A 12,503-nucleotide genomic window follows, 5' to 3' on the forward strand; every position below is an offset into this window, starting at 1 on the left:
CAACTATAATTATTTTTAATATTTTCATTTGCTTTGTTGGCCGAAGAAAACCTCTTCCATTATATCACTCGGATCAAGCACCATTTTGGCACCATCCTGTATTCTTATATTTGTGCCTTTTGAGAGCGGTGAATGAATATTTCCAGGTATGCAGAATCCAATGCGGTTTTCATCCAAAGCCATCTCCAGTGTGATCATGCTGCCACCGCCGACTTCAGCTTCAGTGACCAGCACGCCCACCGACATTCCCGCTATGATCCTATTACGCGCAACGAACCGCCACTTCTCTATCGAAGTGCCGGGAGGGTACTCGCTTATGACCAGATGATGCGCTTCCATGAGGGTGCGGACATGTTGGGTGCTTTTGGGGTAATGCACGTCATGCCCAAACGCCAGCACACCGATTGTAGCCCTGCCATCTTTCATAGCCGCTTCGTGCGCAATGGCATCAGCGCCATAGGCGAGGCCGGAAACAATCGCTAGCTCTTGTGCAAGTCCTGGTATGATACCATCCAATGCCCGGCGTGTATAAGATCCTGCCTTCCGGCTCCCCACTACAGCTAGCTTGCAATGTGAAAAAAGTGTCAGGTCACCGCGATAATAAAGTATGTAGGGGGGATCATATATTTCCTTTAGAAGTGCTGGATAATCCGCGTCATCAATCGTAACATATCCAATGCGCTGTTCCCTTAAGATTTTAAACAGCGCTTCCCCCTCCATTTCCCGTGCATGGGAAATCTTTTCCGACAGTCCTTTCGGCGGGGATGCACTTCCTACAATATATTTCCTGTACTCCTGTACAGTAACTCCTGCAAAGCTTAATTTTAAATATTCCAATTACATTCCTCCCATCTCTTTTTGAATTATAGGAGAATTAATCCGACACCCCATGACATTTATGTTAAACCCTATGGAAATAACTGCCAAAAAAAGCAGAACCCTATATAGGGTTCTGCTTTTTCGTAGTCGTTCATATGATTTATATGTCGTTTATTTTACAGTGAGGCATTTTTCGTAAAGGCCGTCTTCCTTCTTGATGCGGTTGATTAGAGTTTCACCGATTTCAGAAGGCGTATCAGCCGTTTCGATACCACATGCGTTCATCGTTTTGATTTTTTCATCAGCTGTACCTTTACCACCGGAAATGATCGCCCCTGCGTGGCCCATACGTTTGCCTGGAGGAGCTGTCACCCCACCGATGAATCCTACGACAGGCTTGTTCATGTTTTCTTTGACCCACTCTGCCGCTTCTTCTTCTGCCGTACCGCCGATTTCTCCGATCATGACAACAGCTTCTGTCTCAGGATCTTCATTGAACGCTTTTAGCGTGTCGATGAAGTTCGTGCCGTTTACCGGGTCACCACCGATACCGACTGCAGTAGTCTGTCCGATTCCAGCTTCAGTCAATTGGTGCACCGCTTCATATGTCAATGTGCCGGAGCGGCTTACTACGCCGACATGACCTTTTTTGTGTATATATCCTGGCATGATGCCGATCTTGCATTCGTCGGCGGTGATTACGCCTGGACAGTTCGGTCCGACAAGACGCGTTTTCTTGCCTTCCATATAACGCTTGACTTTAACCATATCAAGCACAGGAATGTGCTCAGTGATACAGATCGCCATATCCAGTTCTGCATCGGCACATTCGACTATCGCATCGGCCGCAAAAGGTGCCGGCACATAGATGACAGATACTGATGCACCTGTTTCTTTCTTCGCTTCTTCAACAGTATTGAATACTGGCACGCCCTCTACTTCCTGGCCACCTTTACCTGGTGTCACCCCTGCAACAATCTGGGTACCATACTCAAGCATCTGCTTTGTATGGAACAGTGCAGTTGCTCCGGTGATGCCCTGAACTAGTACTTTAGTATTTTTATCGATAAATACGCCCACAGTAGATTCCTCCGTTTTTATTTATTATTGACCGCTTCGATGATCTTCTTGGCACCTTCAGCCATCGTCTGTGCAGAAATTATATCAAAATCGGATTGTGCAAGGATTTCCTTGCCCCTTTCAACGTTGGTGCCTTCCAGACGCACAACCAATGGGATATCAAGTCCGACATTTTTGACCGCTTCCACAACACCTTCAGCGATGACGTCACATTTCATGATGCCACCGAAAATGTTGACGAAAATACCCTCAACACCTTCATCTCCGAGGATGATCTTGAATGCTTCAGTTACTTTCTCAGTTGTAGCACCGCCTCCTACATCAAGGAAGTTGGCAGGCTCACCGCCGAAGTGGTTGATGGTATCCATTGTTGCCATAGCAAGACCGGCACCGTTCACCATACAACCGATGTTACCATCCAGCGCGACATAGGACAGGTCATATTTGGATGCTTCAATCTCTTTTGGATCTTCTTCATCCAAGTCGCGGAGTTCTACTATATCTTTATTCCTAAAGAGCGCGTTCTCATCAAAGTTCACTTTCGCATCCAATGCGAGTACTTCACCTTCGCCTGTTGTGACAAGTGGGTTGATTTCCATGATGGAACAGTCTTTTTCAGTAAATACTTTGTATAGGGAGAGCATCAATTTAGCCGCCTTGCCGACAGATTCCTTTGGAATGTTGATGTTGAAGGCAAGTCTTCTGGCCTGATAAGGCATGAGTCCGACTACAGGGTCGATGACTTCCTTGAAGATTTTTTCAGGAGTCGCTTCAGCAACTTCCTCAATCTCAGTACCGCCTTCTTCAGAACCCATCAATACGACGCGGTCTGTTGCACGGTCTACGACTAAACCGATATAGAATTCATTCTGGATGTCGCACCCTTCTTCGATCAGGAGACGTTTAACTTCTTTTCCTTCAGGACCGGTCTGGTGGGTAACGAGCACTTTGCCGAGCAGTTCCTTGGCGTACTCCCTCACTTCATCCAGCGTTTTGGCGATTTTAACACCGCCTGCTTTACCGCGTCCGCCCGCGTGGATCTGTGCTTTTACGACGTATACATCAGAGTCCAGTGTTTTAGCTGCTTCCACTGCTTCCTCAGGTGTATAGGCTACACTGCCGTTAGGCACGGCCACGCCCATGGAGCGAAAGATTTCTTTCCCTTGATACTCATGGATATTCATGTTCATCCTCCTAAGACTTTTTTAACCTTACCCCCCAATTATAGAAAAGGTGTTCATTAAAGTAAACTGCATTCCAAAAATTATTATTTTGACCGTATGGATTTCACCGGTTCAAATGTATGACGATGTATTTCGCACGGCCCGAATGAGTCAAGTGCAGCCAGATGTTCGGTTGTTCCGTATCCTTTATGGGCTGCGAATCCGTAACCTGGATAAACCGTCTCGTGATGCTCCATATATAGATCCCTTTCCGTTTTGGCGAGCACGCTGGCAGCAGCAATCGAGACGGAGTTTGCATCCCCTTTTATGATTGAGGTCTCTTCAATTCCCATGTCGATCGTCATCGCATCCACAAGAAGATGGTCGGGGGCAGTCGCCAGCTTGTCAACGGCACGCTCCATCGCCAGACGGCTTGCCTGATAGATATTGAGCCGGTCTATCTCATCGACGCTTGCGGTGCCTATCCCGTAGTCCGCCTCCGCCATGATTATCTCACGGAAGGCCCTCCTTTTTTTCAGGGAAAGCTTCTTTGAATCATCCAGGCCGGGCAACATGAAACCTTCCGGCAGAACGACCGCCGCTGCCACCACTTCCCCCGCAATGGGGCCGCGCCCAGCTTCGTCGACACCTGCAATATACTCGGCCTTGGCTTTTAGATTATGTTCGTATCGGCTCATGTGTTCATATTTCTTTCTCATCAGGGCTTCATTTTCCAGCCTCTTCCTATGGCGTTCTAATGATTTGGCTACGCCTTTCCTCGGGTCATCCCGCCATGGGGACCTGTTCAATTCATCAATTGTTGTATAGCCTCTCAGTTCTGTTTCGACCTCTGATATCTTCTTCACTGTGTATCCACCTTATCGAATGTATAGCGGCCAATCTTGCCATTTCTGATATCGTGGATGACCCGATTGGTCACAGCTTCATAGTTGATCTCATTTCCGCTTGCCTTCATACCCCTTGACTTGCCTATGGCATCGAATACTGTGACGATGTCATCATCTTGGCTGACAGAAATGTTGTAGAATGCATTAAAGCGCTCCGGGTCCCATTCAAGCAGATACTGCATGCCAAAGATTGCAACTTCATCAAGTGGCACTACCGTGTCCTTGATTGCACCGGTCAAGGCAAGTTTCTTTCCTGTAGCCTCATCCTCGAATTTCGGCCAAAGGATACCTGGCGTATCCAGCAGCTCCATCTGCTGTCCGGCTTTGATCCATTGCTGCTGTTTAGTGACGCCTGGGGTATTACCTGTCTTCGCACCTTTCTTTTTGGCAATATTGTTGATGACTGTGGATTTGCCCACATTCGGTATGCCTATGATCATGGCCCTTATGGCGCGCCGCCTGATGCCTTTTTCTTCCATTCTATTGAAGTCGTCGGCAGTCGCCTTTACCGCCAACGGCTCGATTTTTTTGATTATCTGATTGTGGCGGCCATCTAGGGCGACGGGATATTTCCCTTTACTCCTGAACTTAGATAACCAGCGGTCCGTAGCTTTAGGGTCGGCCATATCCACCTTGTTCAACACCACGACACGGGGTTTATGCTTTGTGATTTCATCCATCATGGGGTTATGGCTTGAATCTGGGATGCGGGCATCCAGTATTTCGATCACCACATCCACCTTCTTCAAGTTCTCTTCCACTTCCCTTCTCGCTTTGGCCATATGGCCCGGGAACCAGTTTATGCTCATATAAAAGCACTCCTATCTATAAATCCTCTATTTTATTTCATTAATTCATCCCTGTATTATATAATACAATCATCATTTAATAAACGACGGGAGGTGAGGGTCGATGATTTCGGTTGTAATTCCGGTTTTCAATGAAGCAGAAAATATTACGATGCTTGATGCAGAAATCTCATCAATCATGCAGGTAATCGAACATACCTATGAAATCATCTTCATCGATGACGGCTCACAAGATGGCACCTTGTCAAAAATCAGGGGGCTCTCCAACCCGAACATCAGATTCGTTTCATTTTCGCGTAATTTCGGTAAAGAGGCGGCTCTTCTTGCCGGCCTCAAAATGGCACGGGGGGACGCAATCGTCATCATGGATGGCGACATGCAACACCCACCTTCCCTCATTCCAGATTTAATCAGGCCCTACGAAACAGGATTCGATCAAGTGGTCGCCAAGCGCAACAGGGTGGAAGAACCACTCTCCAGACGCCTGCCCTCAAAGCTATTCTATCGCCTGATGAACGTTACGAGTACAGTGAAACTTGTCGATGGGGAGGGTGATTTCCGCCTCATATCAAGGAAAGTAGCTGATGCGATACTGTTGCTTAGCGAAAACAACCGATTTTCTAAGGGGATATTCGAATGGGTGGGCTTCAATAAGACTGTGGTCGAATTCGATCATATCGAGCGGGGTTCAGGAATCAGTACATTCAATCCACTCAAACTTTTGGATTACGCAATCGATGGCATCAGTGCGTTCAATCATCGGCCACTGAGGAGCTGTTTTTATTTGGGGTTGGCTGTTCTGGTTGTCTCACTCATCTATATATTGTACATGTTCGTCAATATTATGGTTAATGGCATCGATGTCCCAGGCTACTTCACGATCATCGCCAGCCTGTTGCTTTTAGGCAGTATCCAGCTGTTCTCGCTTGGCATCATCGGTGAATATGTCGGACGCATCTATATAGAGACCAAAGACCGCCCGAAATATATCGTCAAGACGTCTTCAGACAGCGATTCGGCACAAGGGGGCCATCATGGAACAGAATAGTGATATCAATGAAGTGCTCCGTTTCATTTTCGTCGGCCTTATCAACACCATCAATTACTATGCGCTCTACATTCTGTTGGTAAAGATGGGGGCACCTTATCTAGCGGCGCATCTCACGGGCTTCGCTGTAGCCTTCATCATTTCCTACTTCCTGAATTGCCGGTATGTATATAAAGTGCGGCCGACGTTGGCAAAGTTCCTGAAATTTCCACTAAGCCAGGTTTTCAATATGGGGCTCCAGACCGCTCTACTTTACCTGTTCGTTGAATCTTTCGGCTGGTCCGAGCCTTTCGCACCGCTGCCCGTACTGATCATCACTGTACCGTTCACATACATCGTCACCCGATGGATCCTGAAAGGTTAGGAGGAGTAAATTGAAGAAAATGAAGGCGCCTTTTTCAGCCATACATCTCATCGTCCTCATCAGTGTACTCTCGGTGCTATCCCATTCTTATCTCGTGTGGCGCTTCCTGTCACCGACTGACGATAAATTGAAGGTGTTCATGACGGGTGCCAACGACGGTCTGGAGCAGATGCTCCCCATGCAGCTATACCTCTACGAAAAATTCAGGGAGGGTACATTGTTCTATGACACCGATTTTGGCCTGGGTGGGGATTTCTACACGGATCTCGCCTACTACTATTCGACAAACATCATCCATCATATCAACATGATTCTGGTGCGTGTGGCGGAGTTCTTCATTGGCTTAGATGTCGCAAGCATCGATTTTTGGGCGTATAACGCATTTTTCATCTCCATCCTGAAAACATTCCTGATCATTTATTTTACATACCGCTTTTTGAAGTCGATCGGAAGCGCCCCTATCCCTGCACTGGTCGGGGGGTTCATTTTCGCTGCATCCCCCACATATTTCAGGTTCACCATCTTCTGGTCCTTTTTCAGCGACGTCTTCATCTGGCTGCCTTTGACTCTTTGGGCAATCGAGATACTCATCAGAAAAGGCAGACGCGGGTTATTTATATTTGCCGTTGCAGCCACGATGATAAACAATTTCTATTTTGCCTATTACCAATTCATCATCGCCCTTGTCTACTTGGGCGTGCGCCTGTTCTTTAAAAAGAGCGGTGACGCTTCCCGGATCGATACGTTGAAGCGGGCCATCCCGTCCGGCCTACTCGGCGCGGGCATTTCCTGCGTCGCCTTCTTCCATGCTGTGCGCGGGTTCTTCAATAATGACGACAGGGAGTATGAAGTCACTGTACCGCTTGTCTCGGAGCTAGGATGGCAGGACAACATATTTTATGAAAACTATCTGATAATCATCCTGTTCCTGGCTCTCCAGGCTTTATTCACCATGAAGCTCTACCGCCACTATTTCTTTCGGCTGTTTGCAGTGCTGACGATCGTCTTCATGCTATTTACGTTGTCGCCGTACGTCGACACTTTCTTCAACGGTTTCCAGCAACCCCAGAAAAGATGGCATTATATGCTCGTCTTCTTCCAGGCTGCACTGATTGCACTATATCTGTCAAAATTCAGGACCATCCCGCTCAAGCAGTATCTCACAAGCCTCATCCCAGTCTATATCATCATTGCACTTTCCGCCTGGATTAAAGGTGACATTGTAATTTGGGTGTGGATCATTCCGCTGATCCAGTTCTTGGGTTACCTATTGTACTTCAGATGGGGAAACAGACCCCTGGTTCAGTCCGCGCATATCTCTGCCATCATCACCTACGTCATGATGGTCGCCGCTTCGCACACCGAATCACAGATCTACCACGATGGCATCACTGACCGCAATCACCTGTTCTATATCAACAGCAACCACTACGCGAGTGACCTCCAGGAATATAACATCGATTGGATACAACAGAGGAAACAGCCTGAACAGAAGATAGACTACAAGGTCAAAGAACAGGATAATACGCCACTATATATGGATTTCAACGGCACCAGCCTCTATTCGAGCATCATAGACGGCGAAATCATCGACTTCTATTATAATGACCTGAAGGTCAATATCCGTTATGAATCCATTAGCCGCTACTCGACATTCCAGTCGCGGAGCAATCTATTCTCCCTCTTCAACGTCGATTATATGATGCGCGGCAAGCACCATTACGGCATACCGCTCAAGTTTTCACCCATCAAGGAGGATGGCACTTATACGGTATATGAGAACACTCTGCCACTTCCCTTCGTCAGGCAAGCCTCCCGCATCTATGACCCGGATGAACTGGAGGGCCCTCTGGAGCGTGAGCATGCCATGCTAAAAGGAATAGTGACCGACGCAAGGCCTCCAAATGCTTCTGAGCCGTCCCCTGAAAATATAATGGGCGAGATAGAAATTGCACCACAGAATGCCTCCTATACAAACGGCATTCTGGAGATCCCTTCAGACGACGGCGGTTTCATGTTCGACTTTTCCAATATTGAAGCTGCTGAAGAAAGTGATGTATACATTGAAATGTCCATCGAACTCATGGAGCCAATCAAGCGGTTCACCATCGATGTTGACGGCTATCCGAATGAAAGGTTATTTGCCACCAGCAAATACCGTACGTATGCGGATGACCTGCTCTACCGGGTCAAACTGAAGGATAAGATCCCTATTTCGTTTCCAGAAGGCCGATATGCCGTGGACATTGAAGGCGTGTACATCGAAGATTATGATTTACTTGAACAGCAGAGCAGAAAAGAGCCTCCAAGTTATACCGTGACCGAAAAGGCAAATTCCTACATCATAGAACTCGACGACCCTGAACCTGGTTTAATAACTGTGCCCATGATCTTCAGGGAAGGCATGACTGCTACTGGAGATGCTTCCGGTAAATTGGATACTTTCAGGGCAAACTACTTGATGACGGGATTTGAAACGGAGGGTGACAGTGTTGTCACCATTTCCTATACCCCACCGTATTACTGGACCACTTTACTGGTCAGTATAGTCTCACTGATTCTCTCCGTTTTTTGGGTCCCGGCAAAGGATTTCCGTAAAAAAGGCAAATAAAAAAAGCCTGACATTCAATGTCAGGCTTTTTACGTTTTCTATCTGCGTTCTCTGATACGGGCAGCTTTACCACGCAGGTTACGCAAGTAGTAGAGCTTCGCACGACGTACACGGCCACGGCGTGTCAATTCGATTCTTTCGAGTTTAGGGGAATGTACAGGGAATGTACGTTCAACACCTACGCCATAAGAAATTTTGCGGACTGTGAATGTTTCGGAAATTCCACCGCCGCGACGTTTGATTACGACACCTTCGAAAACCTGGATACGCTCGCGGGAACCCTCTACGATACGTACGTGAACACGGACGTTGTCTCCGGCCCTGAAATCAGGCAGGTCAGTTTTAAGCTGGTCCTGCGTCAGTTCATTGATTAATTGCTGTGACATGTTATCTTCTCCTTCTTCCAATTATCTTGCCGATTATAGCAGCGGATGATTGTGTATATGTGTGTTTCACACTCGTATAATATTACCACAATAGCCACCGTGTTTCAACGGCTTAAATGCAAATTATCGGATGTCCTTATCACTCGAGTAGATCCGGACGTCTCTCCCTGGTGCGCTTTAGACTTTCTTCATGGCGCCATTCTTCAATCAGCTTATGATTGCCGTTAAGCAACACCTCAGGCACTTTCATACCCCTATATTCTCGAGGTCTGGTGTAGTGCGGATGCTCGAGAAGCCCTGTGCTGAAGGAATCCTCCTGATGACTCTCTTCACGGTTCAGCACGCCGGGAATCAGTCTGACTACGGCGTCCGTCATCGTCATGCTGGCGAGTTCCCCACCCGTCAGCACGTAGTCACCGATGGAGACCTCATCCGTCACAAGACTTCTAATCCGCTCGTCATAGCCCTCATAATGGCCACAGATGAAGACGATATCATTTTCTGTGCTCAATTCCTCAGCCATCTTCTGGTCGAAGGGGCGTCCTTGCGGACATAATAATATGACCCGGGGATCATCGAGTTCAAGGGATTCCATGGCATTGAAGACAGGTTCGGGTTTAAGCACCATACCCGCGCCACCGCCATATGGATAGTCATCGACCTTATTGTGCTTATTGCCGGAAAAATCACGGAAATTGATCGTATGATAGTCGACGATGCCTTTTTCTTTGGCGCGGCCGAGTATCGAAGTGTTTAGGATGCCATCGTACATTTCTGGGAAAAGCGTCAAATAGTGAATATTCAATCCAACAGTCCCTCCATGGGATGGATGATGATGTGGCCTGCCTCAAGATCCACCTTTTTAACTACGTCTTCTATATAGGGAATCATATATTCCCGCTCTCCTTTGACGACCCAGACATCGTTGGCCCCTGTTTCAAAGATGTCAGTAACAGTTCCAATCGATTTCAAGGAGTCTTCAATCTTGGCTTCCAAACCGATGATATCTTTGTAATGAAATTCATTTTCCGCAAGCGGCAATTGGACTGCATCAGCTTCCTGCATCACTTCCTTGCCCTTCAACTCCTCTACATCATCGAGGCTCGATACTCCTTCAAATTGCAGCAGATGGAAATTTTTGTGTGTACGATACTGTGCAATTTCAAAGTCTTTCCCATCTATTTCCACGATATTGCCTGGACTGAATCGTTCTTTTGAGAAATCAGAGTCACTGAGCACTTTGACTTCTCCTTTCACACCATGGAAATTCACCAGCCGGCCTATACTTATTCTCATCATATCCCCCATTTCTTCATATATCTTGTATTAAAAAAGGCACACCTCGCGGTGTGCCTAGTCAACATCAACAAACACTTTCTTTGAACTGCCATGATTGGCATTGGACATGATCGTGCGCACTGCCCTGATCATACGTCCGCGCTTGCCTATGACACGGCCGATATCGTCTTTATGGACGGTAATGCTGTAGGAGATTGCGTGATCGGTCTCTTCCTCAGCGATTGTGAGCATCTCAGGATGTTCAAGCACCGGCTCAAGAATTGTTTGAAGCAGTTTCTGCATTGGGACTATTTCCCATATTTTGCATTATGATAACGTTCCATAACACCTTTTTTGCTCAGGATGTCACGTACCGTATCACTTGGTTTAGCACCATTCTGAAGCCACTCAAGGGCTTTTTCCTCATCGAGGTCAACAATGTTGTCCCCTTTTGAGATAGGATTGTATGCACCGATCTGCTCGATGATGCGTCCATCCCTCGGGCTGCGGGAATCTGCAACTACAATGCGGTAGTAAGGTTTCTTTTTAGAACCCATGCGTGTCAGTCTAAGTTTAACTGCCATCTTATATTAACTCCTTTCAATTCCTGTATTATTCGTTTTCACTTTTACTACTATAACAGATGGTTAAAATCCTGTAAAGACTTTTTACTTTACGAATTTCAATCTAGAATGGCAGTCCCATGTTGCCGAAAGGATTTTTCTTCTTTCCTTTCTGGTTTGTCATCTGCTTCATCATCTTCTTCATCTCACCGAATTGTTTGAGGAGGCGGTTTACTTCCTGCAGGCTGCGGCCTGAACCCTTGGCGATCCTCTTCTTGCGGCTCGCATTGATGATTGCAGGGTTTTCACGCTCCTGCATGGTCATGGAGCGTATGATGGCCTGGACGTGATCGATTTCCTTGCCGCTCATCTGCATGCTGTCAAGGCCCTTTATCTTCTTGGCGCCAGGCATCATCTTAAGGAGCTCATCGAGGGGTCCAAGATTCTTCACCTGATCCATTTGATCCAGGAAATCATCCAACGTGAAGCTTTGATCCTTTATCTTTTTCTCAAGTGCCTTCTGATCTCCTTCATCGACGTTGGCCTGCGCCTTTTCAATGATGGATAATACGTCCCCCATGCCCAATATGCGCTGTGCCATGCGATCTGGGTGGAATGCTTCCAGACCATCCAGCTTTTCCGACATACCGACAAACTTGATCGGCTTCTCGGTGACCGAACGGATTGATAGGGCTGCACCACCCCGTGTGTCGCCATCCATCTTAGTCAGCGTGACACCTGTAATGTCGAGGAGATCATTGAACGACTCCGCGACATTGACTGCGTCCTGGCCCGTCATGGCATCCACTACAAGCATGATTTCATCGGGTTCTGCAATGCCTTTGATATCCTTCAATTCATTCATCAGGTTTTCATCGATATGGAGGCGTCCTGCAGTATCAATGATTACAGTGTCCAGATGCTCATCCTTCGCATGTGCCATCGCCTCGGTGACAATCTGCTGCGGTTTAACCTGATCACCCATCGAGAATACGGGTACATCAATCTGCTTGCCGACCGTCTCCAACTGATCGATCGCCGCCGGTCGGTAGATGTCGCCAGCTACCAGAAGCGGTTTCTTATTGAATTGTTTACGTAGGTGAAGGGCCAATTTACCGGCTGTTGTGGTTTTACCCGCACCCTGGAGGCCGACCATCATGATAACCGTCGGCGGCTTCTGGCTGAAGATGATCTTCTGGTTCTCGCCACCCATCAAGTCAGTCAACTCTTCCCTGACGATCTTGATGACCTGCTGACCCGGGGTCAGCGACTGCATAACGTCCGTGCCGAGCGCACGCTCCTTCACTTGATTGATGAATTGTTTGACGACTTTAAAGTTGACGTCAGCTTCCAAAAGGGCGAGGCGGACTTCACGCATCATCAGTTTGACGTCCGATTCCGAAACCTTCCCTTTGCTCTTGATGCGGTCCATAGTTGCCTGGAGCCTTTCCCCTAAACCTTCAAAAGCCATAAT

Annotated in this window: 14 protein-coding genes; 3 read left to right on the forward strand and 11 right to left on the reverse strand. The window is 47.4% G+C overall.

Going from position 1 to position 12,503, the window contains the following annotated elements; genetic code table 11:
• Nucleotides 1–24 precede the first annotated feature (24 nt).
• From dprA to ylqF, 5 genes are all read right to left on the reverse strand, one after another.
• Nucleotides 25–837 carry a DNA-processing protein DprA gene (gene dprA / locus ACZ5LF_RS07525; RefSeq protein ID WP_380570920.1) on the reverse strand — a complete coding sequence of 271 codons (813 nt, stop codon included), beginning with the start codon at nt 835–837 and terminating at the stop codon, nt 25–27.
• 153 nt (nt 838–990) lie between these two features.
• Nucleotides 991–1,899 (reverse strand): succinate--CoA ligase subunit alpha, encoded by a 909-nt coding sequence (gene sucD, locus ACZ5LF_RS07530; RefSeq protein WP_344701374.1) that lies wholly within the window; start codon nt 1,897–1,899, stop codon nt 991–993.
• A 17-nt stretch (nt 1,900–1,916) separates the two neighbouring features.
• Nucleotides 1,917–3,083 carry an ADP-forming succinate--CoA ligase subunit beta gene (gene sucC / locus ACZ5LF_RS07535; RefSeq protein WP_380570921.1) on the reverse strand — a complete coding sequence of 389 codons (1,167 nt, stop codon included), beginning with the start codon at nt 3,081–3,083 and terminating at the stop codon, nt 1,917–1,919.
• Nucleotides 3,084–3,166: 83 nt separating this feature from the next.
• Nucleotides 3,167–3,928, reverse strand: a complete 762-nt coding sequence (locus ACZ5LF_RS07540; RefSeq protein WP_380570922.1) for a ribonuclease HII — start codon at nt 3,926–3,928, stop codon at nt 3,167–3,169.
• The gene (gene ylqF, locus ACZ5LF_RS07545) at nt 3,925–4,779 is read right to left on the reverse strand and encodes a ribosome biogenesis GTPase YlqF (protein ID WP_380570923.1); all 855 of its coding nucleotides are present in this window, start codon (nt 4,777–4,779) and stop codon (nt 3,925–3,927) included. Before ylqF ends, ACZ5LF_RS07540 begins: the two co-directional genes overlap by 4 nt.
• A 103-nt stretch (nt 4,780–4,882) precedes the next feature.
• On the opposite strand from ylqF, the gene ACZ5LF_RS07550 reads away from it, so the two are divergent.
• Genes ACZ5LF_RS07550 through ACZ5LF_RS07560 form a run of 3 tightly spaced genes read left to right on the forward strand, consistent with a single transcriptional unit; the run spans nt 4,883 to nt 8,802 of the window.
• Entirely contained in the window at nt 4,883–5,827 is a 945-nt protein-coding gene (locus ACZ5LF_RS07550) for a glycosyltransferase family 2 protein (RefSeq protein WP_380570925.1), read from the forward strand.
• Nucleotides 5,814–6,191 (forward strand): GtrA family protein, encoded by a 378-nt coding sequence (locus tag ACZ5LF_RS07555; RefSeq protein WP_380570926.1) that lies wholly within the window; start codon nt 5,814–5,816, stop codon nt 6,189–6,191. The genes ACZ5LF_RS07550 and ACZ5LF_RS07555 overlap by 14 nt, the downstream gene beginning before the upstream one ends.
• A 19-nt stretch (nt 6,192–6,210) precedes the next feature.
• Nucleotides 6,211–8,802: a YfhO family protein gene (locus tag ACZ5LF_RS07560; protein WP_380572117.1), complete on the forward strand. Its 2,592-nt coding sequence runs from the start codon at nt 6,211–6,213 to the stop codon at nt 8,800–8,802.
• A 38-nt stretch (nt 8,803–8,840) separates the two neighbouring features.
• Here ACZ5LF_RS07560 and rplS read toward each other — a convergent pair whose 3' ends face one another.
• From rplS to ffh, 6 genes are all read right to left on the reverse strand, one after another.
• On the reverse strand, nt 8,841–9,188 hold the full coding sequence (gene rplS, locus ACZ5LF_RS07565) for a 50S ribosomal protein L19 (protein ID WP_344701362.1): 348 nt from the start codon (nt 9,186–9,188) through the stop codon (nt 8,841–8,843).
• Between the two features lie 139 nt (nt 9,189–9,327).
• Nucleotides 9,328–9,993 (reverse strand): tRNA (guanosine(37)-N1)-methyltransferase TrmD, encoded by a 666-nt coding sequence (gene trmD / locus ACZ5LF_RS07570; RefSeq protein ID WP_344701360.1) that lies wholly within the window; start codon nt 9,991–9,993, stop codon nt 9,328–9,330.
• A complete protein-coding gene (gene rimM / locus ACZ5LF_RS07575) occupies nt 9,990–10,484 on the reverse strand; it encodes a ribosome maturation factor RimM (protein WP_380572119.1) in 495 nt (164 codons plus the stop codon). The genes trmD and rimM overlap by 4 nt, the downstream gene beginning before the upstream one ends.
• A 57-nt stretch (nt 10,485–10,541) precedes the next feature.
• On the reverse strand, nt 10,542–10,769 hold the full coding sequence (locus ACZ5LF_RS07580) for a KH domain-containing protein (RefSeq protein WP_380570927.1): 228 nt from the start codon (nt 10,767–10,769) through the stop codon (nt 10,542–10,544).
• Between the two features lie 5 nt (nt 10,770–10,774).
• On the reverse strand, nt 10,775–11,050 hold the full coding sequence (gene rpsP, locus ACZ5LF_RS07585; RefSeq protein ID WP_380570928.1) for a 30S ribosomal protein S16: 276 nt from the start codon (nt 11,048–11,050) through the stop codon (nt 10,775–10,777).
• A 103-nt stretch (nt 11,051–11,153) separates the two neighbouring features.
• On the reverse strand, nt 11,154–12,500 hold the full coding sequence (gene ffh, locus ACZ5LF_RS07590; protein WP_380570929.1) for a signal recognition particle protein: 1,347 nt from the start codon (nt 12,498–12,500) through the stop codon (nt 11,154–11,156).
• Nucleotides 12,501–12,503: the final 3 nt, after the last annotated feature.

The organism is Salinicoccus siamensis (assembly GCF_055391965.1).